The sequence below is a fragment of the Streptococcus sp. CF8_Ac1-9 genome (assembly GCF_024295565.1).
In the GTDB taxonomy this organism is placed as follows: Bacteria; Bacillota; Bacilli; order Lactobacillales; family Streptococcaceae; genus Streptococcus; species Streptococcus parasanguinis_X.
Genome location: NZ_JANCOY010000007.1, coordinates 1 through 23,922 on the forward strand (window position 1 = coordinate 1; position 23,922 = coordinate 23,922).

19 protein-coding genes are annotated in these 23,922 nt (G+C 44.3%); 3 read left to right on the top strand and 16 right to left on the bottom strand.

Translation table 11 applies throughout. From position 1 onward, the window contains the following. Window positions 1-392 (top strand): LPXTG cell wall anchor domain-containing protein (locus tag NML76_RS09300; RefSeq protein ID WP_254733355.1); only part of this gene is annotated, 392 nt, incomplete at its 5' end. A 261-nt stretch (window positions 393-653) separates the two neighbouring features. Here NML76_RS09300 and NML76_RS09305 read toward each other — a convergent pair. From NML76_RS09305 to miaA, 10 genes are all read right to left on the bottom strand, one after another. Then, the gene (locus NML76_RS09305) at window positions 654-1,433 is read right to left on the bottom strand and encodes a hypothetical protein (protein WP_254733357.1); all 780 of its coding nucleotides are present in this window, start codon (window positions 1,431-1,433) and stop codon (window positions 654-656) included. 34 nt (window positions 1,434-1,467) lie between these two features. Then, on the bottom strand, window positions 1,468-2,859 hold the full coding sequence (locus NML76_RS09310; RefSeq protein WP_118228013.1) for a hypothetical protein: 1,392 nt from the start codon (window positions 2,857-2,859) through the stop codon (window positions 1,468-1,470). Between the two features lie 189 nt (window positions 2,860-3,048). After that, the gene (locus tag NML76_RS09315) at window positions 3,049-4,515 is read right to left on the bottom strand and encodes a hypothetical protein (protein ID WP_223324893.1); all 1,467 of its coding nucleotides are present in this window, start codon (window positions 4,513-4,515) and stop codon (window positions 3,049-3,051) included. 240 nt (window positions 4,516-4,755) lie between these two features. Next, the gene (locus NML76_RS09320; RefSeq protein WP_118228011.1) at window positions 4,756-5,160 is read right to left on the bottom strand and encodes a GNAT family N-acetyltransferase; all 405 of its coding nucleotides are present in this window, start codon (window positions 5,158-5,160) and stop codon (window positions 4,756-4,758) included. Window position 5,161: 1 nt separating this feature from the next. Continuing rightward, complete coding sequence (locus NML76_RS09325) at window positions 5,162-5,872, bottom strand: class I SAM-dependent methyltransferase (protein ID WP_118228010.1); 711 nt, start codon at window positions 5,870-5,872, stop codon at window positions 5,162-5,164. A gap of 10 nt (window positions 5,873-5,882) precedes the next feature. After that, window positions 5,883-6,638, bottom strand: a complete 756-nt coding sequence (locus NML76_RS09330) for an SDR family oxidoreductase (protein WP_118228009.1) — start codon at window positions 6,636-6,638, stop codon at window positions 5,883-5,885. 1 nt (window position 6,639) lies between these two features. Beyond that, complete coding sequence (rnz, locus tag NML76_RS09335) at window positions 6,640-7,569, bottom strand: ribonuclease Z (RefSeq protein WP_003011107.1); 930 nt, start codon at window positions 7,567-7,569, stop codon at window positions 6,640-6,642. Between the two features lie 3 nt (window positions 7,570-7,572). Next, window positions 7,573-8,202, bottom strand: coding sequence for a cystathionine beta-lyase (locus NML76_RS09340; RefSeq protein ID WP_118228008.1), 630 nt, complete (start codon window positions 8,200-8,202; stop codon window positions 7,573-7,575). Continuing rightward, on the bottom strand, window positions 8,186-9,433 hold the full coding sequence (gene hflX, locus NML76_RS09345; protein ID WP_031576943.1) for a GTPase HflX: 1,248 nt from the start codon (window positions 9,431-9,433) through the stop codon (window positions 8,186-8,188). Before hflX ends, NML76_RS09340 begins: the two co-directional genes overlap by 17 nt. Continuing rightward, window positions 9,426-10,313, bottom strand: a complete 888-nt coding sequence (miaA, locus tag NML76_RS09350) for a tRNA (adenosine(37)-N6)-dimethylallyltransferase MiaA (protein WP_254733359.1) — start codon at window positions 10,311-10,313, stop codon at window positions 9,426-9,428. Before miaA ends, hflX begins: the two co-directional genes overlap by 8 nt. Before the next feature lie 83 nt (window positions 10,314-10,396). On the opposite strand from miaA, the gene NML76_RS09355 reads away from it, so the two are divergent. Next, window positions 10,397-10,567: a DUF3042 family protein gene (locus NML76_RS09355; protein WP_003002781.1), complete on the top strand. Its 171-nt coding sequence runs from the start codon at window positions 10,397-10,399 to the stop codon at window positions 10,565-10,567. Window positions 10,568-10,855: 288 nt separating this feature from the next. Here NML76_RS09355 and NML76_RS09360 read toward each other — a convergent pair whose 3' ends face one another. The 3 genes from NML76_RS09360 to rexB are packed head-to-tail and all read right to left on the bottom strand — an operon-like array spanning window position 10,856 to window position 18,105. Continuing rightward, complete coding sequence (locus NML76_RS09360; protein WP_118228006.1) at window positions 10,856-11,173, bottom strand: DUF4298 domain-containing protein; 318 nt, start codon at window positions 11,171-11,173, stop codon at window positions 10,856-10,858. Window positions 11,174-11,176: 3 nt separating this feature from the next. Beyond that, the gene (addA, locus tag NML76_RS09365) at window positions 11,177-14,842 is read right to left on the bottom strand and encodes a helicase-exonuclease AddAB subunit AddA (protein ID WP_118228005.1); all 3,666 of its coding nucleotides are present in this window, start codon (window positions 14,840-14,842) and stop codon (window positions 11,177-11,179) included. Further along, on the bottom strand, window positions 14,839-18,105 hold the full coding sequence (gene rexB / locus NML76_RS09370) for an ATP-dependent nuclease subunit B (RefSeq protein ID WP_254733361.1): 3,267 nt from the start codon (window positions 18,103-18,105) through the stop codon (window positions 14,839-14,841). The genes addA and rexB overlap by 4 nt, the downstream gene beginning before the upstream one ends. A 159-nt stretch (window positions 18,106-18,264) precedes the next feature. On the opposite strand from rexB, the gene NML76_RS09375 reads away from it, so the two are divergent. Next, on the top strand, window positions 18,265-18,747 hold the full coding sequence (locus NML76_RS09375) for a glutathione peroxidase (RefSeq protein WP_003007921.1): 483 nt from the start codon (window positions 18,265-18,267) through the stop codon (window positions 18,745-18,747). A gap of 38 nt (window positions 18,748-18,785) precedes the next feature. On the opposite strand, the gene NML76_RS09380 is transcribed toward NML76_RS09375, so the two are convergent. The 3 genes from NML76_RS09380 to NML76_RS09390 form a co-directional block, all read right to left on the bottom strand. Continuing rightward, window positions 18,786-20,654 (bottom strand): ABC transporter ATP-binding protein, encoded by a 1,869-nt coding sequence (locus NML76_RS09380; RefSeq protein WP_061590967.1) that lies wholly within the window; start codon window positions 20,652-20,654, stop codon window positions 18,786-18,788. After that, window positions 20,644-22,389, bottom strand: coding sequence for an ABC transporter ATP-binding protein (locus NML76_RS09385; protein ID WP_254733362.1), 1,746 nt, complete (start codon window positions 22,387-22,389; stop codon window positions 20,644-20,646). The genes NML76_RS09380 and NML76_RS09385 overlap by 11 nt, the downstream gene beginning before the upstream one ends. Before the next feature lie 385 nt (window positions 22,390-22,774). Then, complete coding sequence (locus NML76_RS09390; RefSeq protein ID WP_254733364.1) at window positions 22,775-23,920, bottom strand: FtsX-like permease family protein; 1,146 nt, start codon at window positions 23,918-23,920, stop codon at window positions 22,775-22,777. Window positions 23,921-23,922: the final 2 nt, after the last annotated feature.

Consider the following 23,922-nt stretch of genomic DNA (forward strand, 5'->3'; position numbering starts at 1 on the left):
CTACAACTACGGTAACAACTACTGATGAACCTTCGACTACTTCAACTACAACTGATGAGCCTAAGACCACAGTAACGACTACCGATGAACCTAAGACTTCGGAAGCGACTACAACACCAGAAGAGCCAGAAAACCATAATAGTAGTGAAGAAGATACAACAACTACGACTACAACTGTAGAACCTAAGACTTCTTCAACTACAACAGAAAATCCAAATAAACCTAGTCATTCTGGTACCACAACGACACCAAATGCGCCAGGTTCAAATGGTGGACGTCGCAAACCGCTTCTTCCAAATACAGGGGAAGTTGTTGCATCTGGACTTGTCTTCTCTGGAATTCTTGTCTTAGCAGGTGCTGTTGGAATCAAACGGAAATTGACTGATAACTAATCGTATCATTAGGAACAGTCTTTACTTCTATCAACCCCCTAACGAAGGAACTTCTACTCTCATTCATAGAAGTTGAAACAAATAGAGAGAACCGAAAGGTTCTCTTTTTTTATCTGTTCTTCCTATAAATAGACTTCAGAGCTAATTTCCTTGTAAAATCTCAATCAAATATAAAGAAGCCAGACGTTAAGTCCTGGCTCCCTATAAAATACTGAATAATTAGATTGACCAACGTTCTAATCGGATACGTAGGATCTTTCTTTAGTTTTGGCCTTCTACTCTCTCTTTTTGATCTTCATAAAAAACAACTTTCCCATCTTTAACTTTAAATGAGTAACTGATAGAATCTGCGTAACTGCCTTTGGAATAGTAGAAATCATAGGCACCATCCGGTAGTTTGCTAGCATCTAATTTTTTGGCTGCTGCTTTTAAGTCTTTTTCCTTAACGGATACACCATCCTCTATATAAATAGTCATACGGATTAACTCTTGATCGATTAAGGTCTGAAAAGGGATTTGATAGTAACCAGCAAAGTCCTTTTTCCCTTCTTTGAGATTTTGACTTGCGATACTATCTAGAATTTGCTCCTTCTCATCACGGTTGGAGTTAGATAAAAAACCAAAGAAACTAATAGGAAGACCTAGAGATTGCTTCTTTATTTCAGTCTCTAGTTTTTCCTCGATATTTTTAATAGATTTCTGTTTTAAAAACGCTTCCTTGTATGATGGAAGAAAACTACTATATGACCCCGACCAGTCATCTTTAAAAGTTACGTCCTCATCTTCCAATTGTACCGTTTGATCATCGTAGGTCTTCTCAGAGTATGCGTAGCTCACATGATACTGTGGGTATTCTAGGGCAGTCCAGGATAACTTAGTGATGGTAACTTTGCCATGAAGATCATTTTCTTTAAAAACTTCTGTAACAACTTCCTTAGCCTTTTTATAATCACTCGGTTTCATGATCTTGCAACTGGAAAGAAACAGGCAACATAGAATAAGTGGGATTCCTGCGAATAATTTGAAAAAATTGGGCTTCATAGCCTGACCTCCTTGCGAAATTCAACCTAATCGATTAATTTTTTATATCGTATGAGAACATTTTTTTAATATCTTCTTTCATCTTTTTATTAGGAATTTTCTCTAAATCCATATATTTGAAGAATTCTTCATCATTTTGAACGACATGAACCTTCCCATCTTTAGTATACCCAGCTGGTATGGTCAGATCACCGAAGGACTGACCAAAATCTCTAGAGACCACGTAGTTCTGTACTTCATATAAGCGTCTCAGCAATGAGAACTCTGTAGTATCCTGACTTTGATTTAATTCCTTTTTAAAATATTGGAAAAATTCTTTTTTATTATTCGCAAGATGCTCTTGCCCATCTTTTGAAAATTCTGCTGGTATCTTATGATACCGTAGGACATCATACCAGCCACCTGAACGCTGCTCTGGAACTTTATAAAGCAGTTCCAAAAATGAAATATCAAAGTTGAGATCTTCTGGTCCGAGAAAGTATAGGTAGGCATTCTCCCCTTTTGTATATTCTTCACCCCATTTTACAGTAGTTGGATTATTCCCTTTGCTTAAAATCGAATATACTTTCGGATAGAGTGTTTTCAATGGGATGTCCTTAGCCTCATCACTACGATCTGTAAATAACAAACGTGAATGTTGGAGCTGCAATCGTCCTCCTTCAAAATTGTATTCAAATGGATGCGACTCTTTATAACTTTCTAGACTTTCTTTTTGAACTTGTTTATAATCTTTGCCTGATGAGGTTTTCCAAGCGATCTTTCCACTTTTAACATTCATCAAGCCAGTTTGCAAATTATAGTCTGTTTCAACATGGATATCTCCAGGACCTACAATGTATTTGTCTTTCTTATCGACAAGAATATCAATCGGAATGTATGTTTCTCCATCATCTGTATCCAACAACATAGAAGAAACTGTAACAGATAAAGGGATATAATTTTTATTCATGTCTCGTACCAACTTAAAAACATCATATGTCTTCTTCACTAAGCGCTTGTCCTTGGTATCATAGACATCAATGAGCCAGTACTCTCCCTTTTGTGCTTTATTTGTAGTGAGGTAAGGAACTTGATTACCACGAATATAATATTGAAAATAGAGACGTGGGTCAGATTTTAATTTGTAACTTTCTTGTGCAATGTACCGTTCACTATTTCCACCATTTATAAACCATTCTACTTTAACTTTTGAATTATACGAATATGCTTCCAGCGCCTCATCCACTTCCTCTTTATTATCCCATTGAATGGCTACTGCTTTCCCACCTGCAATAAATTGGGAGTCAACTATGTTTGGACGAGGTTTCCAAGTTACAAATTGTGATATATCACGCTTATGAATTTCATATTGGATAAACCATCCACCTGCTAGAGTAACAAGTAATACAAATATCCAAAACTTAATTGATTTAAAAACCTTCTTCATTCTCTCTTTTCTACTTCCTGTCCGCATTTTATTACCTTATTTGTTTGTCAGTTTTCTTTAAAAGTCTTCCGACTTTTCCAACCACATATGAATAAATTTCTTTAATAATTTATTGACCGCTGAAGTTTCTTAGAATTTCTTAAACTCACTAGCTTTTAAAATAAGCTGATTAAAGATTTGGATTTTTATCTATTTTTGAACGACCCATTTTGCATCACCATAAACGATCGTAAATGGTCCATCCCCATCTGTTAAATAATTAATTTTATATTTACCCGACTCTCCTGCCTCAAGGACTGTTGGCTGTTTGTAATTTAAAGTATTATTCAACATATAAGCAGATTTGCCATGGCCATCATAGAGATCTACATTTGAATAATTCGGGCTACTTTCAATACGGAGAGGTGTTGTATTCGATAGGGTGAATTCGACGATCAATCGATGTTGTTTTTTCCTTGTATCGATACGGTCTTGATCATCCTGAACATCCAAATTTGGATCGTCTGTTACACTATTCAGTGTAACTTCTAAGCCATTTGCAAATACAACTGGCTCTCCAATTGCATATTTTTTGACTGGATTTTGTGGGTTAAAATCTTTTAGTTTTTCACTTTTCTTTCCTTCATCAGTAGCACTATCAGTATTGATGGGCCAAAAGATACTATTATCATTTCCATCTCCAGATTGATTAGCTTTCTGCATTTGTTGAGGAATTTGTAACAAGAGTGCCAAATTTTTAGTATCAATTTGGACTTGACCTTGGTTGGTCACCTCCATTTCGATCGTCATTTCCGTACTACCAATCATATTACCTGTTGAAAAACTCGCATTAAAATTTTCCTTAACTAAATGTTGTAAGATGGTAGAAAGCATTATATAAGAAAGATGGTCTCCTCGGTTGTCTTTTTCAGCATAGTTCTCGTGTAGTTCATCTAACCAAGCATACATGGTCTCATTTGGATTATTGGGATCAACACTCAATCTGTACCCTTTTCCTCTTGGTAATTGATTTGGACTATAGGCTGGTGTTTGAATTTTAAGGATTACCTTATTCCCCTTAACTGCATATCCCTTTAATTCGTAACTCTTTTCAGTAGGGAGAGCATTGGTCATTAATTTTAAATACATGGGACCATAGATTTTGAGGGGATATTTTTCTCCTAGGTACTCAAAATAAGTATTTGAATCAAAGGTCCTATTACTTTCTTCTATTTTAGGAACAATATAGTCCTTCCAGATCCGGTTATACATTTCTTCCTGACTCATTACTCCACTAGCCTTGACTACTGTGTCCATTTCATCTTGGTCAATATAAATCGCTTCAACTACTTGCAAAGCCTTTTGGACTTTTCCCTCTTCATCGAGAGGAGTTTCATTCTGTTGCAGACTATATATAGAAATACCATCGCTATCATCTGGCTTCATATATTGTGGAAGTTTTTCAAACGTTATGTATTTACTACCACTCTTAGCATTCCAATCAAATGATGCAGCTGGTCCTGTCTTATCAAAATGAATGTTTTTTCGATCGATTTTCTTCTGTACTTCTTTATTCGAAGAACCTTGTTTTTCTACAGTTCCTTGTTTGCAGGCACTCAAACATACTGGTATAAGTACCGAACATAAGACAAGGCCCCATTTTATTTTCTTCTTCATCCCATCTCCTCCTAATCTCTTCCTCATTTTACCATCAATCCCCCCTTTTGTCAGTCAAATAGATAAGAGGCTGGGACAAAAGTCCTAGCCTCTCAATTATTTTTGGATTGTCGATCAAGACGCAGTGGTTGAGTGGGCTCTACTACGCTGATTTCATCAGCTTTTACAGCCTTACTCAACTGTGCGGAGGTGGGACGACGAAATCGAATTCTAACGAATTACCGATTTCTGTCCCACTCTCTATTTCATATAAATCATCCCTGTACAGGCTTGCTCTGAAAGTTCGACAAAGCCGAGAGACTGGTAAAAGGCTAGATTTTTCTCGCTACGTTCAGTGGCAAGGAGCCGTTGATAGACATTTGGGAAGGTCGCTAAAGCCTCTGTTAATAGTTTCCTTCCGATACCTTGACGCTGGTAATCTGGTCGCACCAAGAGGTCCTGTACCAAAAGGACAGAGTGGCCATCTCCTACCAAGCGAATGTAGGCGACGAGCTCGTCCTCATCATAGACGGCCAACTGCCAGAGACTGGCTTTGACAGCTTCTTCTAGCATAGCTGGGTTGTTGGTATAATTGGTCCATCCGACCGAGCTGTAGAGTGCGAGTAGGTCTGTCATCGCTGGAATTTCTTTTTTATAATCTAACATCTTAACTCCTTTTTAACCTATAGTGCTGGAAGAAGGCGATATCCCGGTAAGGGGACTCTTGGCAAACGGACAGCTCCATCTTGAGCATAGACTCTCGCCAGCCTTCTTGGCCCTTGAAGCGATTGTCCTGCAAGGCATAAAAGACTCGGATCCCTTGGTAATCCTGAACTTCAAGGGCTAAGTCTTCTACTGCTGCACCGAGATCATAGGCCTGGGCCAAACCCATGGAGTGGGTTTCCAGGTCTTGACCTGCTAGGAGATCAAGGGCCTTTTGAGTATCATTTTCAAAGACGACTGTCTGCAGGACGCGGCCAACCTCATTGTGCTTAACGATAGAGAGCAGGCCTCCTGGTTTCAAGAGACGGGTGAATTCCTTGAGAACATCCTTGCGATCCTCCACATACTCCAAGACATTGTGGCAGAGAATGACATCAAAACTGGCATCTTCAAAGCTCTCTATCTGGTCCAGACTTCCGACGAATTGCTGGTAGGGATGGTCCTGGGTCCGCAAGGCTACCATTTCCTCATTAGGCTCCACAGCTAGGACTTGATTTTCTTTCGCTAGGTGATTGGCTACCAGGCCAAAGCCACTGCCGAAATCAAGGACTCGCTTACCTTTGATGTCTTTTAATTGTTCAAAAAGGATATCATAATAGATTTGTCCCCATGGTTGCCGGAGGTTTTCTAAATAAGCTTGAATATTCGCGGCCATCTTGCTCCTCCTATTTGAAATTGAACATCTTGCTGGCTAGCTTGTCCGAGATTCGTGGGAAAAGGGTATAGAGCTTGTGGGTCAGGTTCAAAAGCCAAGGAAGATTGAGCTCACGTTTTGGTTTTCCAAAGTTCTTCACAATCTTCTTGGCTACAAAGTCCGGTTCCAAAATGTAGCGATCCACAGCTTTCACATAGCTTCTGTCTGGGTCTGCCTGGTCAAAGAAAGTAGTCCGGATGGGGCCTGGATTGACCGTCGTCACATGGACACCAAAGGGCATGAGTTCCAAACGCAGGGCATTGGAGAAGCCAATAGCCGCAAACTTGGTCGCCGAATAAAGGCTGGATTTGGCTGTTGCAACGAGACCCGCCATGCTGACGATGTTGACGATGTGCCCCTTGCCTGCTGCCTTCATGTGCGCACCCATCAAGCGTGAAAGCTGCATGAGGGCAAAGGTATTGACTTCAAACATGGCATGAATTTGCTCATTGGTAATCTGGTCAAACTCTTCAAAGATCCCATAGCCTGCGTTGTTGACCAAGATATCGATCTGTCCATAGCGCTGATAGAGATCTTCTACCAAATCTTGGACGGCTGAGGAATCAGTGATATCGATCCCGATGCATTCAGCTTGAGGATGACTGGCATAGAGCTTTTCCAGTTTTTCTTGATTTCTACCTAGGAGAATCAGCCGGTCCTCAGGAAGGAGCTTGACCATTTCTTGGGCCAAACCTCCACTTGCTCCTGTTATGAGAATGGTTCGCATCTTAGATCTCCACTTCTTCCAAATCTTTGACGACATAGACATTTTCAAAAATGCTGGACGCATCCTTGCGCAATTGGCTGATGTCTTTTGATAAGAAGCGAGCACTAATATGGTTCAAAAGAAGGCGCTTGGCTCCAGCTTCACGCGCCACTTCTGCTGCCTGCATATTGGTCGAGTGACCGTGTTTCTTAGCAATCTTCTCATCACCCTTGCCATAGGTGGACTCATGGACCAAGACATCCGCATTGACTCCAAGGCGGACGCTGGCATCAGTCTTTCTGGTATCTCCGAGGATCGTGATAATCTTACCAGGCCGAGGGGCTGAAATATAATCCGCTGCAATGATCTTAGTCCCATCTTCCAGGGTGACATCTTGGCCATTTTTGACCTGACCAAAGAGTGGACCAAAAGGAACCCCTGCCGCCTTGAGCTTGTCTGCGTCCAGCGTCCCTTCGAGGTCTTTTTGCATGATTCGGTAACCCACGCAGAAAATGGTGTGGTCCAAGGCTTCCGCATAAACCGTGAATTTATCGGTTTCTAAAATCTTACCTAGAGAATGTTCATCGAATTCATGAAAATGGATGCGGTAAGGCAGGCGAGAGCCTGATACACGAAGACTAGTCATCACAAAGGATTTGATCCCTACTGGTCCATAGATATCCAGATCCGTCTGCTCTTCATTGGCCTGAAAGGCCCGACTAGAGAGGAAACCTGGCAAACCAAAAATATGGTCTCCGTGTAGGTGAGTGATAAAGATCTTGCTAACCTTTCGCGGACGAATGGTCGTTTCTAAAATTTGATTCTGTGTCGCTTCGCCACAATCAAAGAGCCAGACTTCATTGATCTCGTCCAGCAATTTGAGCGCTAGGCTCGATACATTACGGGCTTTTGAGGGTTGCCCAGCTCCCGTTCCTAAAAATTGAATGTCCATTGTCTACTTTCTATCTATATAAATCATGGCCGTCCGGTTCTCTGAACGGAAAGAAAGGTTGCCTGGGTAGGCTTGCGCTAGCTCAAGGAGCTCCTCTTGGTTATATCCTGACAGTTTCAAGCGTCCATCTTCCAAGGTCATCAAGTCAGTCAGGGCTGAGAGGGCTTCTGTTTTAGTGACCCCTTCTGGTTCAGCCTCTTGCAAGCAGATCTTACCATCTTTTTCAAAGACCAAACAATGTGGAAAGATCTCTGCGACTTCAAATAATATGGCAGGAGTGATATCTTCTGCTGGATGTTCAGCAAAGACACAGGCTAGCTCTTCATTTACGTAAGCCAAGCCATAAGACTTCCCTGATAAGTTGAGGCGGATAAAGGGCTTTCGTTCATCAAAGCTTTGCTGAACTGTGAATAAGTCAAATGCCCGGCTCAGGTCCAAGAAATAATCCATGGCCTCCTTGGGGCTCTTCTTTTGATAGAGCTCAGCAAAATAGGCGTTGATCACACTTGGGGGAGGCGTAATCACACGGAGACGCAATTCCTCAGGGATCGTGCTTAAAAGATTGGTCAGATAGACCCGATCGAGGCTGGTATAGCCTCCATATTTTATTGCTAAATCAACGTAATCCGTCATAAAATTCTTCCAACTTCCACTTATTTTTCTCTGCGATATAGCCTTGAATGACCTCGACGTCTTCTTCAAATTCTCGCTGGTCAATGATCGCTACTGTTTCTAGATCATGAGTCCGATAAGATTTTGAAAAGGGAACGCGAATGGTAAAGGGAACAAAGAGCTCTCTCAGTTTTTCTAGAAGCAAAGCCTGGAGATCTTCACGGGCTGTCTCAGAGCGCGCTGAAATCAAGCTAAAAGGTGTCTGGGTTGGGGTAAAGTCTGCTACTTTATCTGCTTTGTTGTAAAGGGTCAAGCGAGGAATCTCCAGCATATCCAGGTCCTTCATGATCGAAAGCACGGTCTTTTCATGCTCTTCATGATTGGGGTCAGAAGCATCTATGACATGGACCAGGAGGTCTACATTCTTACTTTCTTCCAGGGTCGACTTAAAGCTCGAAACCAACTCTGTCGGCAAGTCCTGAATAAAGCCAACCGTATCGGTCAGGGTCACTTGCAGATTGCCTGTTAGGTGGATGCTCTTGGTTGTGGCATCCAAAGTCGCAAAGAGTTCATCGGCTTCATACTGGCTCTTACTGGTCAACTGATTCATAATAGTCGACTTTCCTGCATTGGTATAGCCGATCAGACCAATCTTAAAGACAGGTGATTCCAAACGTTTTTCACGAAGGGTTTCTCGGTTCTTTTCAACTGCCTTGAGCTGGCGCTCGATATCGGTGATTTGATTACGAACGCTCCGGCGGTTCAACTCCAACTGACTTTCCCCTGGTCCACGAGAACCAATTCCCCCAGCCTGACGGCTGAGCATGATTCCTTGACCAACAAGACGTGGCAAAAGGTATTTGAGCTGGGCCAAGTGCACCTGCAGCTTCCCTTCATGACTCCTAGCCCTCATGGCAAAGATATCTAAAATCAGCTGCATCCGGTCAATGACCTTGACCCCAAGGATTTCTTCTAAATTGACATTTTGACGGGGGGTTAGGCGGTTATTGACCACTACCGTCGTGATCTCATCTGCTTCGACCATTTGAGCGATTTCTTCGAGTTTTCCTGAGCCGACAAAGGTCTTAGTATCGTATTTCTCCCGCTTTTGTGTATAGGAGCCCCGGACATCCCCACCAGCTGTTTTAGCCAGGCTCGCCAACTCCTCCATAGACATGTCAAAATTGTCCATGCCTTGAAGTTCCACACCAACCAAAAGGATGCGTTCTTGTTTCTTTTCTGTTTCAATCATGCTGTAAAAACTCCTTTACATCTGCAAGAACCTGCTCCTTGAAGTGGGGGTCAGAAATGACGTAAAATTTTACTTCCATCCGATTTCGAAACCAGGTCAGTTGCCGTTTAGCAAAACGCCGCGTATTGCGCTTGAGGATCTCACTGGCTTCTTCAAGGCTCTGCTCTCCCTTAAAGTAAGGAAAGAGTTCCTTGTAACCAATCCCTTTAGCTGCCTGAACCTCCAGATGGTCATCATAGAGCCACCGAGCTTCATCCAGCAAGCCTTCCTCTAGCATGCGATCTACTCGGCGATTGATGCGCTCATAGATCAAGGATCGATCATCATCTAGACAGATGAGATAGGGTTCATAATCGGTCTCTTCGTTTGCGAGGTCCTGCCCAAAATGCCCAATTTCAAGAGCCCGCATGGCCCGACGGCGATTGATCTGAGGAATCACAAGTCCTTGCTCCGCTACCCTTTGGTACAAGTCTTCATCCGACAACAAATCCAATTGAGCGCGATAGGCCAGAATCTCTTCATGAGGAACTTCACCACCTAGATGATAACCTTCGAGCAAACTTTGGATGTAAAGGCCCGTCCCACCTGCAATGATAGGAAGCTTGCCTCGAGCTGTGATCTCTTCAATCGCAGTCTTAGCTTCTCTTACAAAATCAAAAGCTGAGTAAGACTCGGTCACCTCCCGCACATCGATCAAATGATGGGGAGCTGCAGCTTGCTCTTCTGGTGTCGCCTTAGCTGTTCCTATATCTAGCTTACGATAGACTTGTTGACTATCGCCACTGATAATTTCACCATTGAGGGCTTGCGCTAAATCGATCGCAAGAGCTGTTTTTCCAACAGCAGTCGGTCCCACAATCACAATTATCTTGGTTTTCATCGTTTTTCCTTGCAAAATTCACGTTTTTTCGTTACCATATATTATAACATAAATATTTAAAGTTCAGAAAAGGAGAAATTCTCATGGCTAAAGGATTTGGTAAAGGTTTTGTTACTGGTGTTGCTGGTACAGTTGCTGCTGTCGCAGGTGCAGTTTACACATTCAAGAAGAAAGTAATCGAACCAGAAGAACAAAAAGCAGCTTTCATCGAAGAAAACCGCAAAAAAGCAGCACGTCGCCGTGTCTCACACTAATCATTCAAAAAGCTCCGGGAAACCGGAGCTTTTTTTGTATCTGTTAGTTGCTTTTACATTTTAATAAGTCAGTTGAAATATCCAATGAATTAGTCAAGTAATCCCACAATTCACTATGTCATCATTTGTATATTTTTCTTTCCGCAGTGACAAAAGTACCTGAAACAGGAGCTGTTTCAGGTACTCGGAATTATTGAGACCCTAGGCTCAATAATTAGCTATGGAACTTCGTAGAAGTTCGCTAGCGTCCGCCGTCACCTAAGGAAAGATAAAATATAAATAATGATTTCACCGTTCTTTGATCATCTTTGTTGCGATCTCCAAGAGCTCCACTCCCATCTGAAAGTGCTCGTCTAACAAATCATAGACGGCATCTTCGGACAGGACACCACAAGGAAGATCTGCTGGAAAGTCAGCTTGATTGGACAAGTCCAAATCATCAAAATAGGCCTGACTACTATAATAATCGCGCAGTTGGATATAGTTTTCTTGATGCTCTCTTAGCTGATCCACTGCTTTTTTGGTTTCTTCCAAAGTTTTGGCATAGTCATTCAAATAATCTTCCATTCTTTGGATCCGTTCGATGTTTTTCTGTGCAATTGCCATGATTTACTCCACTTTCACCACTTCTAGATGGGGGCTACCTAGAAGCACGAGGTATTTTTCTACTTGCTCTTTGCCATAAGAACGACGAAGAGCTTCTGCATAGAGATCGAGCTGATCCCGGTAGCGTTCGACCAATTGGCTAGGAACCTTGTAGTGATCCGTCTTGTAATCAAAAAGTAGGATCCGGTCTTCTAGCACCAAGTAACCATCCAGGATCCCCCGCACGACAAAGTCCTCTCCACTAGCTGGATCTTTCTTCAGCATGGCAAAGGGAGCTTCGCGACGGACTCGAGAGGCTTCTTTTTGAAGCAAGGACCCCAAAGGTGTCTCATAAAAAGCAAGGATGGCCTCTAGCTTGATGCGGGCTTTGACCGTTGGCTCTGCTTGAACTTGCTCCAAGGCTTGATGCAGCGTATCCAGCGTGATTTCTTCTCCAAGAGGCACGCGCTGCATGAGTTCATGGACAGCACTACCGACCTGGGCTCCTGTCACGGCTTTTTCTTGACCAAAAGTTGGCAGCTCAAAGTCAGGCGCAACTAGCTTTGCATCCATGATTTGGACGCCATTGGCATCCATGACCGGCTCGTAGAATTTCTTGATCTGACTAGGAGTACGGACACTTGGCAAATGAATGGCTGGAGCATAGAGCTGATTGAGGCGATCAACATTTTCCAAGATATCCAAGGCCCGACGAATATCCTCTGACTGACGGATATCCTTGAGCTGATCGAAGCGGGAATCCTTCTCCTTCTCTAGTGGCTCCAGCTGGTCTGGTGTCAGGTCTTCGTCTGTCACAAAACGCGTGTCATAGGCCAGAGTATTCTTAGCAAACACATCTTGAATAGCAAAGAGCCAGTCCTGATAAGAGGTCCATGCTTTTCGTTTCTCCGGATCCAGCTTGCCATTGCGACTGGTCCCCCAATCGGTATCACGCAATTTGTCCTCACGGCCTTTTCCAACCAGATAGAGCTTGAGCTCGGCCCGTGTCATGGCGACATAAAGAAGACGCATCTGCTCTGAAATCGTGGCCAATTTTGTTTCTTCCACGTTCCGTTGGTAGCAAGGCGTTTCGATCTGCAGGCGAATGGTTTCTGGAGCAGCAGGATTCTCTGTCTCAACCGGCAGGTTCGCAAGATATTTAAAGCCAATCCCTTTTTGACGACTGAGAATGATTGGCCCCGATTGATCCTTACGGTTAAAAGCCTTGTCCATATTGAGGATAAAGACATACTTGAATTCCAGCCCCTTACTCTTATGGACGGTCATGAGCTGGACGGCATCTTTTGGTGCTGCAAGAGGGACGCTGGCCAAATCGTGTTCATTTTCGATCACCTTGTCGATCATGGCAATGAAGCGCGACAAGCCCTTAAAGCTGGCCTTCTCATAATCATTGGCCCGAAGCGTCAAGGCATAGAGATTGGCCTGGCGCTGGGCCCCATTTGGAAGGGCGCCGACATAGTCATAGTAATAGCGATCCTCATAGATTTTCCACAGCAAATCATAGAGCGAATGGGTCTTGGCAGCAGCTCTCCAAGTAGATAAAACCTTGAGGAAGTTCTCGATTTTAGCTGAGAGCTTGGCATCAATCAGATTTGCATGCTCTGCAGTCTTTTCAAGGGCTAACTGGACCTTGTGGTAGAAGGCCATTTGCTTTTGCTCTGGAAGCGTCTGTAAGGAAATCCGTGCCAACTCATCTTCATCAAAGTCAAACATGGGGGATTTCATGAGAGCAACCAAGGGATAATCATGCAAGGGATTGTTAATGGTCCGCAAGGTATCCAACATGACCATCACTTCCAGTGACTCAAGATAATGCGCCTGTCCGCTATCTGCCACAATCGGAATATGGTATTGGTCAAAAGCCTCCAGAATCGCATCATTTCGCGTTCGAGTCGCCGTTAAGAGGGTGATCTCTTTAAAGGGTACTTTTTCCACCCGATGGAGGCGTAAAATTTCTTTGATGACTAGGAGAATTTCTCCCTTGGAAATCGTCTCGACTCCAAGGGGAGCTTCCTCGTCTTCGGTCTTTTCTTCCTGGTCTTGGCTGCCATCATAGAGCAAAAATTCGGCCCGATGTTGTGGCAAGGCCATCCGCTGCTTGTCGCTTCCTGCGACCAGATAGTGGGTTTGATTGTAGTCAATCTCTCCTACCTCTTCGTCCATCAAATGGCGAAAGACATCATTGGTCGCGTCCAATACCTCCACATGACTACGGAAATTTTCCTTGAGGAGGATCAACCGCACTTTCGCCCCTTCTTCTTGGTAGGCTTTAAATTTATCATTGAAAATCTGTGGATCTGCCTGACGGAAGCGATAAATGGATTGCTTGATATCTCCCACCATGAAGCGATTGTGGCCATTTGACAGCAAGTCCAACATCCGCTCTTGGGTGTGGTTGGTATCCTGGTACTCATCGACCATGACCTCATGATAACGCTCTTGAAAGGCTTGTCTCACCTCTGGGAATTGCTCTAAAATTTGAATCGCAAAATGACTGATATCCCCAAATTCATAAGCTTTTTCTTGGATTTTTCGCTCCAAGTAAGCGCGAGCAAAGTCTCTGATAAAGTCCCGCAGCAAGGAGAGCATGGGGCCTTCTTCTTGGTGGAAGGTTTGTTGAAATTCCAGCTGATAGAGCTGATTTTCCAAGTCTCTGAGGCGATTGATATGTATGGTTTTATCCTGGTTATAAGCCGTAACTAGGTCTTTTAGCTCTTCCTTCCGGGCTCTATTGGTCAAGGCTCCCCCATTTGAAGCCCGGCTAATCGCCACGACTGCCTTTAGGACAGAGGTCACTTGCTCTTTATTAACGCGCCCCGTCAGGCTTCCAATCTGATCGAGCACCTCTTCTACAGCTTCCAAATATTTGGCCTTACCAAATGCTTGGCCTTCATTGGACAAATGAAAGGCAAAAAAGCTTTCTGCCTCATAAAGGGCCTGCTGGATGCTCTCCATCAGATCGCCTTCCACCTGTTCAAAATCGGTCTCTTCATAACCTTTTAGGAAATGCTCCTCCAGCCATTTCTCCGGATCACTGGTCGACTGAAGAAAGTCATAGATCTGGTAGACCTGTTCTTTAAACAAGGTTAAATTTTTGCGCTGCCCCGTGAAATTCTTGACCATCTGGACAAAGGCCTCTTGATTTTCCCCCTGGTAATAGCGGTCAAAAACGGTTTGAAAGACTTCATTTTGTAAAAGGCGTTGCTCACTAGCATTTTGTAAAATGCGAAACTGAGGTGCCAACCCAAGCAAATAGCCATAGCGCGTTAGGACCTTTTGGGTAAAAGAGTCCATGGTTCCGATATCGCTGGTGGCGACATCTGCGATTTGACGGGCCAGGTGTTGCTTGAGCTCTGGATCATCACTCGCTTGCAGGGCTTTCCCAAGTTCACTTTCCAAACGCTCCTTGAGCTCTCCTGCTGCCTTGACCGTAAAGGTCGAGATAAAGAGCTCCTTAATCGAAATGCCACGCTGCATCTGATCCAGTATCCGCTGCACCATGACAAAGGTCTTTCCTGATCCAGCAGAGGCCGACACCAGGATATTGGTACCCGAACTATAGATGGCATCGATCTGTTCTGGTGTCCGCTTTTGCTCTTTGGTAGAGGCTGCCTCTTGGGCCTGAAGGGCCTTGATTTCTTCTCTTGTCAAAAATGCTTGTTTGATCATTTGTTCAAGACCTCCTTCATCTTCTCGATCCAAGCGGCTTTCACCTTTTCACCGCGTATTCCTTTTTGGTCTAGTTTGGTCAAGAACCGTGCCTGACCTAGGTGACGATCGGCTTCAAATCCTGTAATGGATTTAAACTGCTCCACAAATGGTGCGATATTGCGCCCATTTTCACTATAGGGATTGATGGCAAATTGCCCCTTGAGGATCCCTTCTGCTGCTGTTTTATAGAGATAAGCGTTGTACAAGAGGAGCAGGTCCAGTTCTTCCTTACTCAGCATCATGGCCTTGTTCTTATCATAAGCCTCGCCCAGATAAGGCGCCTGATCTGCCATAAAGAGCCCCTTGTACTGTTGACTTTTCATGGTTTGATTGATGGCATCCTCTACTGTCTTGGTCTTTTTCAGATCCACTACGGGATCTCCCATTTCCAAATACATGGCTCCGAAAATTCCCTGCTCCTCTTGGTATTCCTTCAAATCCTGAATCGCAGAAAGATAGGTCGGCAATTGAGAATTTAGTCCATTAAAGAACTTGTCATAGTGGAACTGCGTCAGACTGGACTTGTAGTCCACGACTCCGAGGGCTCCCCGATCCCTCAATTGATCAATCCGGTCCACCTTGCCTCGTAGCTGCAGGAGACGGCCATCGGACAATGGATAAGAGGTATGGGCGCTTCCGCCAAAGAGGGTCTCCTCACCGATGGTCTCGATGCCATTTTGCTGGGCGAGGACCCGCCCTGTTGTTTTCGCGGTATCAAGAAGCAAGTTGCGAATAAACTCGGTCTCTCCATTTTCTCCATACAATTGCTGGAACTCTGCTTCTTGGCTGGTTTCTCGAATCGCCTCGTTTAAACGCCGATCAAACGCTTGATCGGAGCCATCTTTTAAGACTCGTTCAAAGATCCGGTGCAAGAAATTCCCATGACTGCGAGCGTCTGGCCGGATCGTTTCATCTTCTTGTAAGCCCAAGACATAGCGCAGATAAAAGGCATACTGGTGCTTGTAGTATTCATTCAAGGCAGAAGCGGATAAGGTCAAGGCTTTTCCCTCTGGATAGAGCGCTTGAAGCGTATCCGACTGAAGCTGACGGCTCTTTAATTCCGTTGAAATCTGAGGAATCTGGATGCCTTCAGCGGCTAATTTCTTGCGCAAGACCCGTACCGCCACACCCCAAAAGCTGGCTTCTTCAGGAGACAGCTCACTCGTAATTTCTTCTTGATGGAGTTCGATCACGCGCGCTAAAAGGGCTCGGTAGGTACCAATATCATCACTCGAGGCTTGGGCTTGTTTGGTCGTCCACTCGATGGCAATGGGCTCCTTGGCCAATTCTACAAGATAAGGAGAGACACTATCTTCCATTTCATTGACCAAGCTAGGGGCCGATAGGACCAGTTGGTTGGTGGCCGCATTGAGGAGAGAAACCGCCACAAAGCGATTCTTCTTGAGATTTTCGCTGGTCACCACCTGGAGCTCTGCTCCTTCTTGGGTGGCCTCATTCAGCTGCTGGCGCTCTTCTTCACTGAGTAGAGAGGTGTTCTGAGCAATCTTTGGAAAACGCTCCTGGGTCAGCCCGATCGCGTAGACATACGGCGCTGTCAAGGGTTCAATCAAGTCATAGGACTGAACCATCACCACATCGACCGTAGCAGGAATTGTCCGGTATTGAGACAATTGCATCCCCGATAAGAGGAGAGCTAGAAAGTCATCTACGGTCAGCTCTTGGTCCTCAAAGACCACATTCAACTCCTCTAAGACATGAAGGAAGGCCTTCCAGACCTGGTCATAGCGCTCCTGCTCCTCCAAGGCTAGATCCTTGATCAAAGCTTGGAGATTCTGAGAAAGTTGAGCCTCTTGCAGAAACTCTGTAAAGGCGGTTAAGAGATGGGTAACCTTTTGTTTGCGCTGTGAAAAGAAGAGGGCTAGAGGTTCGACGACGCGTTCCCGGAGAGTATTGAGCTTTTCCAAATTAAACTTGCCCTGACGATTGCTAGTAAAAGGCTTGTGAAATTTTGTAGCACCCTTTACTTCCGCAAAGCCAAGGTATTGCTCAAAAGCATCAACTTCTGCTTGCGTCAGATCACTATACAGACCCGTTTTTAACAAGTTGATGACATCTTCTGTCTGGTAATTGAACTGCTTGATCCGACCTAATGATTCAATGACCTGAATCAAGGGATGGTGGACCATAGCTTCACTTCGTCCCAAGTAAAAGGGAATCTGATACTGGTCAAAAATGGTCTTGAGTTGCAGTTGATAAGCTTCTACATCGCCTAACAAGACCCGAATATCCCGATAGCGTGCCCCATCATGAAGACGCTGACGGATCGATTTAGCGACAAATTCCAACTCTTCCTTTTGCGTATTGGTTTGCCAGAGTTGAACCGCTGTTCGGTCGTGCTCCTTGAGCTCATTTTCAACTTGTGAAAAATCGTAGCGCGCTTCTAGCATGCGGGTAATGCGACTAAAGGAGTCTTCAATCGCTTGCCCACAATACTGAGGCTGTACCTCAAAAGTCTTAGCCAGCTGAAGGAGAAAGTCAACACTAGCCTGGTAAAGATTGCCCTCTCTAAAGCTTGCTCGATAGGCTTTTTCACTGGCATAGACCCCGATGACAATCTCCACTCCTTTTCGATGAAGGAGACTAATCAAAGCCTCTTCTTCTGCAGAAAAACGCGTGAAGCCATCGACAACGATCGCCACATCCTGTAATTGCTCTTCCAGCTGCCCTTCTTCGACCTGATTGAGGAAAAAGGCCATCTTGGACTGGGATTCATACTGGTGCTGGACCAGCATCTCAGAGACCGCTTCAAAAATCGCCAAGAGGTCCTCTCTTTTTTCAGCTTCCTCGAGCAACTCCAAATCGGTAAAATCCATCTGGGCTGTCTGTAATTCATGATAGAGCTGGACCAGTTGCTGGATAAACTGAGGATCCTTACGCAGGGCCCCATAAACTTTGAGATCCTGCTCCTTCATCTGGGAAAGAGCTTTAAAAAATAGCATGCCGAGACCGATATCATCCAAGGGTTGCTCCTCAAAGACCTGGTTCAGGATGAAATAACGGGCCATTTGGGCAAAGCGCGTGACGGTAATGGCAAAAGAAGCCTGACCTTCTAAATAGGACAAAACCTTGGCTTCTTTTTCAAAGGAAAGAGAGTTGGGCGCAATGTAAAACACACGCTTGCCCTGTTCTACTAACCCTACGGCTTCTTGTGTCAGGACCTGGGTCAAGGGGGTCCGAACATCCGTATAGAGTAATTTCATCCGATCCGTTCTCCTTTTGGCATTTTCTTGAGAGCTTGTTATCTTCTTATTATATCATTTTCACAGGAGAGACTAAAGCAAGAAGTCATGCTCCTCTTGGCCCCATTTTAGGAGATTTGTGCTACAATAAAAGTTGAAGAGACAGAAAGGATACCACCTATGACCAGCATTTATGATTTTTCTTTAGAAAACCAACAAGGAGAGGAGATTCCCCTTTCTCACTACCAAGGTAAGGTCCTCATCGTGGTCAATACAGCAACAGGCTGTGGCTTGACCCCGCAATACCAAGGATTGCAAGATCTCTACCTGCGCTACCAGGAAAAGGGGCTGGAAATCCTAGACATTCCCTGCAACCAATTCATGGGGCAGGCACCAGGAACTGCAGATGAAATCAATAGCTTCTGTAGCCTCAACTACCAGACCACCTTCCCACGATTCGCTAAAGCCAAGGTTAATGGTAAAGAAGCCCTTCCTCTTTATGACTGGCTCAAAAACCAAGTAGCCGGGCCACTAGGCAAACGCATCGAATGGAACTTTGCAAAATTTGTCATCGACCGACAAGGCCAAGTCGCCCAACGCTTCTCCTCCAAAACAGAGCCAGCTGCCATGGAAGACTTGATCCAAGAATTACTTGAGAAATAAGCAAAAAGCCTGAGCCAACGCTCAAGCTTTTTTTATTATTAATCAATTTCAAGTCCACCGGTGTAGAGGCGGTAATAGGTGCCACGTTCTGCCATCAAGGAAGCATGGTTGCCTCGTTCGATGATACGTCCGTGGTCCATCACCATGATCACATCGGAATTGACAATTGTCGATAGACGGTGGGCAATGACAAAGACTGTCCGGCCTTCCATCAAGCGGTCCATCCCTTCTTGCACCATCTTCTCTGTCCGTGAGTCAATAGAAGACGTCGCTTCGTCCAGAATCAAAACAGGCGCATTGGCTAGGGCTGCACGGGCAATGGCGATCAATTGTCGTTGACCATTAGATAGGCCAGCCCCATCATCTGTCAAGACTGTCTCATAGCCCTGATCCAAGTGCTTGACAAAGGAATCCACATTAGCAATCCGAGCTGCTTCAAGGATTTCTTCCCGTGTTGCATCAGCACGGCCATAAGCGATGTTTTCCGCAATCGTACCAGTGAATAAGTGGGTATCTTGAAGAACGATTCCGAGGGAACGACGAAGAGAATCTTTCTCGATCAATTTAATATCGATCCCATCATAGGTGATCATTCCAGACTGAATATCATAGAAGCGGTTGATCAAGTTGGTGATGGTTGTTTTTCCTGCACCAGTCGCTCCGACAAAGGCCACTTTTTGCCCCTTATCCGCGTACAAGTTGATGCCATGAAGGATTTGTTTCTTCCCATCATAAGAGAAATCAACATCATCAAAGACCACATTTCCGACCATCTTCACAAGCTGGTAATCTCCATTTGGACGAGGGTGTTTCCAAGCCCATTTGTTGGTTTTCTGATCGGTTTCGACCATTTCTCCATCGACTAGTTCATAATTGACCAGCGTCACTTTTCCTTGGTCGACTTCTTCTTCTTCGTCCAAGAGATCAAAGACACGATCTCCACCAGCCAAGGCCATGAGGACAAAGTTCAATTGTTGAGAAACTTGGGCAATGGGACCTGTGAAGGAACGGTTCAATTGCAGAAAGGCCATGAGACCACCAATGGTTAAACCACCGACGCCGTTTAGCGCAAAGAGGCCCCCGATCAAGGCTGTCAGAACAAAGGAAACATTTCCCAAGTTCCCAAGAATCGGCATGAGGACATTGGCATAGCGGTTGGCTTGGTAAGAGGATTCAAAGAGTTGATCATTGATCCGATCAAAATCCTCAATGCTTTCTCTTTCATGCACAAAGGCCTTAACCACTTTTTGACCAGACATCATTTCTTCAATAAAGCCGTTCTCAATCCCCAAGTTCTTTTGTTGGGCCCCGAAGTAACGACCTGACTTGCCAGAAACATCCTTGATGATAAAGACCATGACGATGACCATGAAAAGAACAATCAAGAACAAGAGTGGACTAACCGTCAGCATAGTAATCGTTACCCCAAGGATGGTAATGGCTGAGGATAAGAGTTGCGGAATGGATTGTTCAATCGCTTGGCGAAGGGCATCAATATCATTGGTATAGATAGACATGATGTCCCCGTGTTGGTGGGTATCAAAGTAACGAACGGGCAGTTTTTGCATGCGAGCAAACAACTGATTTCGAAGACTTCTAAGTGAGTCTTGTGAAACAGTTGCCATAATCAAGGTAAAGCCATAGTTGGCAAGGACCCCGATCAAACAGATCAAACCAACCCGTGTCAAGAAGGACAAGAGCGGTCCAAAATCATGGCTATTGCTTGTCAGCATAGGCTCCACATAGACATCGACCAAGGACTGAATCGAAGCTGTCACATTAACCGTCGCAAGAGACGATAGAATGATTAAGATAAAGGAAACAATCAAGGATACCTTGTAGTTTTTCCAAAGGAAGTCGAGCAGGCGAAGGATAGAGCCTAGATTTGCTTTTTTCTTAGTTTTCATCTGCTTCTCCTTTCCCTTGTGTTTGCATTTCATATACTTCTTGGTAGATGGCATTGGTCGCAAGCAATTCCTCGTGACGACCGATGGCATCGATTTGGCCATCATTCATCACGATGATGCGATCTGCATCTTGAATAGAGGAAATCCGTTGACCAATGATGATTTTGGTAGTCTCTTTCAAGCTGGTTGCCAATCCTTGACGGATCAAACTATCTGTCTTGGTATCGACCGCCGAAGTCGAATCATCCAAGATCAAGATCTTCGGATTCATGAGAAGGGCACGCGCGATACAGAGACGCTGGCGTTGGCCACCTGAGACATTGGATCCCCCACGCTCAATCATAGTGTCATAGCCCTCTTTGAAATCTTGAATAAATTCATCGGCTTGCGCAATCTTACAAGCTGCGATGATCTCTTCATCCGTCGCATCCTTATTTCCCCAGCGCATATTTTCTTTAATCGTACCAGAGAAAAGGACATTGGTCTGAAGAACCATGGCCACTTGCTTACGAAGGGAATCCAGATCGTATTCTTTGACATCGTGGCCCGCTACTGTCACCCGACCAGACTCGACATCATAGAGACGAGGAATCAACTGAACCAAGCTTGATTTCCCTGATCCTGTTCCTCCCAAGATCCCAATCACTTCCCCTGAACGAATGGAAAGATTAATGCCTTGCAAGACATGGGTCTTATCCCCATTTTCATCGGTATAGGCAAAAGTCACATCCTCAAAGTTGATGGATCCATCTGCGACTTCTTTAATTCCATTTTCCGGAGAGACAATGGTCGCTTTGGTCGTCAAGACTTCATTGATCCGCTCGACTGAGGCCATGGAAATTGACAACATGACAAAAATCATCATAAACATCATCAGCGACATGAGAATGGTCATGGTGTAGCTAAACATGGAGGTCAAATTCCCAGTAGAGAGTTGACCACCAACGATCAGATGAGCCCCGATCCAAGAAATCAAAAGGAAAGAAGCATACATGGAAAGCATCATAGCTGGGCTACTCAAGACAACGACACGGATAGCCTTCATAAACATGTTATAAATCCGGCGTGAAGCTTTTTTGAATTTAACGGTTTCATCTGCTTCCTTAACGTAGGACTTCACCACTCGCATATTGGTGATGTTTTCTTGAATGCTGTTGTTGAGATTGTCATAAGCTTCAAATACTTCTGTGAAGAGCGGATACACAATCTTCATGATAATGCTTAAGACAGCTGCCAAAAAGATGGTCACATAGACAAAGATCATGGCCATTTCCGCATTGATCATGAAACAAGCCACGATGGCAAAGATCAAATTGAGCGGTGCCCGTACACAGATCCGGATCACCATTTGATAGGCATTTTGCACATTGGTCACGTCCGTCATCATCCGAGTGACTAACCCACCTGATGAGAACTGATCAATACTCTCAAATGAGAAGGTTTGAACCTTTTTGAAAATGGCCCGACGAAGGTTTTTGGCAAAACCAGCCGATGCATAGGCGCCATAACGGGCAGACTGCATCCCACAAAAGAGGGAGAGAAAGGCACAGACCAGCATGAGCCCACCGTAAAACAAAATATTGTTCATGTTTCTTTGTTGAACACCTTGGTCCAAAAGACTCGCCATGACAAAGGGAATCGAAATCTCAAACATGACTTCAAAGACCATGAACAAGGAAGCCAAAATCGAGGGCTTCTTGAATTCTTTGATCTCGGAAATTAAGGATCGAATCATTATTACCTCCAATGTTATTCATACTTTTTCCTGCGGTAGAAGCAAAGCTTCTTTCCATCGAAAATAGGTCAAAACACACAAAATTCCCTGAGGGAAAGACCCTAGGGATTACGCGTTTTTTATAGTTTTCATTGTAACCTAAATTGCAAAAAAATGCAAGATTTTCAGACAGCATCCGTTTTTCTGTTGATCTAGTACAAAAGAGGCTGGGACAAAAGTCCTAGCCTCTCAATTGTTTTTGGATTGTCGAGCAAGACGCAGTGGCTGAGTGGGCTATACTACGCTGATTTTATCAGCTTTTACAGCCCTACTCAACAGTGCGGAGGTGGGACGACGAAATCGAATTCTAACGAATTACCGATTTCTGTCCCACTCTCTCTTCTATTTATTCAGCTAAAAGCACTTCTTTGATGGTTTGCTTTTGGAGTTTTCTGTTGGATAGATAAAAGAGGCTTTCATAAACCACCGCAAAACCGATCAAAGTCCAGAAGCACACATTCCCATCAAAGTGATGCTCAATCTTTTCAGGAACCGTATCTTTGATCACACCGATCAAAATTTCCATGATACCGTATTGATAAGCCGTCCCAAGAACAAATCCTAGATAAGCCCAAAAACGATAGGGAGCGAGAATATGACTTTGGCATTCACGATCGGTGTAGCCAAAAGCCTTCATAAGAGCCAAGGTTTCGCGACTTTCAGAGACCACAATCCCCAATGACAAAAAGAGTATCGAGAAAGAAAGGATCAAGCCAATCATGATCATCATGGTTTGGATGATATCATCTGTGTAATCCCTGAGGCCAAAGGACAATTGAACCATGGCCGCAAAACACATAGAGCCAAAGACTACAAAAAACAGGATAGATTTTCTCCCCCAAATCAGTGACGAGGATAGCTCTTTTAGGAAGTCTTTCTCTTTCTTAGGAACCCTCTTTCTCCTTTGGACCTTGATTGGACTTGGGAACTTTTTCAATAAGCGAAGCGCTGGCGTTTGTAGTTGTCTTCTAGCATAACCAATCGCGAGAAGCATAAAGAAGGTCGTTGGCAGGATCACCAAAGCAAGCAAGAGTTGCCAGTGAAGGTGAATGGTAATTTCTGGCAAAATCCCCTTCTCATTACGGAAGTCGTAAAAATGTCCCATCATGAGAAATGAAGCGAAATAGCCAAGAAGCGCTCCAGCTCCAAAACTAAGTCCAAAGGCCCAAAATCGTTTCGCCAACTGGCCATTGCTGTAGCCCAAAGCCTTTAAAATTCCTAATTGTTCCTTGTGGTCATCGACAAATTGTTTGATATAAAAACACATGAGAAGGACCGATGTCAAGGACAAGACGACTCCACTGACCATGGCCACCATCCAGGAAAGCGAAACTTGGGCATTATAGTAGGTCTGAATCATCGGATTGGTTTTCGAAATCTCCAACTGCTCGATATCCAGGTAAAAATTCAAGAAGAGATTGGCCACAAAGACCGCACAGGCTCCAATAATACTGACGACAACTAATTTTCGAATATCTTTTACTGAAAACATGG

Bases quoted from the DNA above. Each gene is read 5' to 3' on its own strand.
- NML76_RS09310 (WP_118228013.1), bottom strand. From the start codon at position 2,859: ATGAAGAAGGTTTTTAAATCAATTAAGTTTTGGATATTTGTATTACTT.
- miaA (WP_254733359.1), bottom strand. From the start codon at position 10,313: ATGAAAACCAAGATAATTGTGATTGTGGGACCGACTGCTGTTGGAAAA.
- NML76_RS09375 (WP_003007921.1), top strand. From the start codon at position 18,265: ATGACCAGCATTTATGATTTTTCTTTAGAAAACCAACAAGGAGAGGAG.
- NML76_RS09360 (WP_118228006.1), bottom strand. From the start codon at position 11,173: ATGGCAATTGCACAGAAAAACATCGAACGGATCCAAAGAATGGAAGAT.
- rexB (WP_254733361.1), bottom strand. From the start codon at position 18,105: ATGAAATTACTCTATACGGATGTTCGGACCCCCTTGACCCAGGTCCTG.
- NML76_RS09380 (WP_061590967.1), bottom strand. From the start codon at position 20,654: ATGAAAACTAAGAAAAAAGCAAATCTAGGCTCTATCCTTCGCCTGCTC.
- NML76_RS09385 (WP_254733362.1), bottom strand. From the start codon at position 22,389: ATGATTCGATCCTTAATTTCCGAGATCAAAGAATTCAAGAAGCCCTCG.
- NML76_RS09315 (WP_223324893.1), bottom strand. From the start codon at position 4,515: ATGAAGAAGAAAATAAAATGGGGCCTTGTCTTATGTTCGGTACTTATA.
- NML76_RS09305 (WP_254733357.1), bottom strand. From the start codon at position 1,433: ATGAAGCCCAATTTTTTCAAATTATTCGCAGGAATCCCACTTATTCTA.
- hflX (WP_031576943.1), bottom strand. From the start codon at position 9,433: ATGATTGAAACAGAAAAGAAACAAGAACGCATCCTTTTGGTTGGTGTG.
- NML76_RS09340 (WP_118228008.1), bottom strand. From the start codon at position 8,202: ATGACGGATTACGTTGATTTAGCAATAAAATATGGAGGCTATACCAGC.
- addA (WP_118228005.1), bottom strand. From the start codon at position 14,842: ATGATCAAACAAGCATTTTTGACAAGAGAAGAAATCAAGGCCCTTCAG.
- NML76_RS09390 (WP_254733364.1), bottom strand. From the start codon at position 23,920: ATGTTTTCAGTAAAAGATATTCGAAAATTAGTTGTCGTCAGTATTATT.
- NML76_RS09325 (WP_118228010.1), bottom strand. From the start codon at position 5,872: ATGGCCGCGAATATTCAAGCTTATTTAGAAAACCTCCGGCAACCATGG.
- rnz (WP_003011107.1), bottom strand. From the start codon at position 7,569: ATGGACATTCAATTTTTAGGAACGGGAGCTGGGCAACCCTCAAAAGCC.
- NML76_RS09330 (WP_118228009.1), bottom strand. From the start codon at position 6,638: ATGCGAACCATTCTCATAACAGGAGCAAGTGGAGGTTTGGCCCAAGAA.
- NML76_RS09355 (WP_003002781.1), top strand. From the start codon at position 10,397: ATGGCTAAAGGATTTGGTAAAGGTTTTGTTACTGGTGTTGCTGGTACA.
- NML76_RS09320 (WP_118228011.1), bottom strand. From the start codon at position 5,160: ATGTTAGATTATAAAAAAGAAATTCCAGCGATGACAGACCTACTCGCA.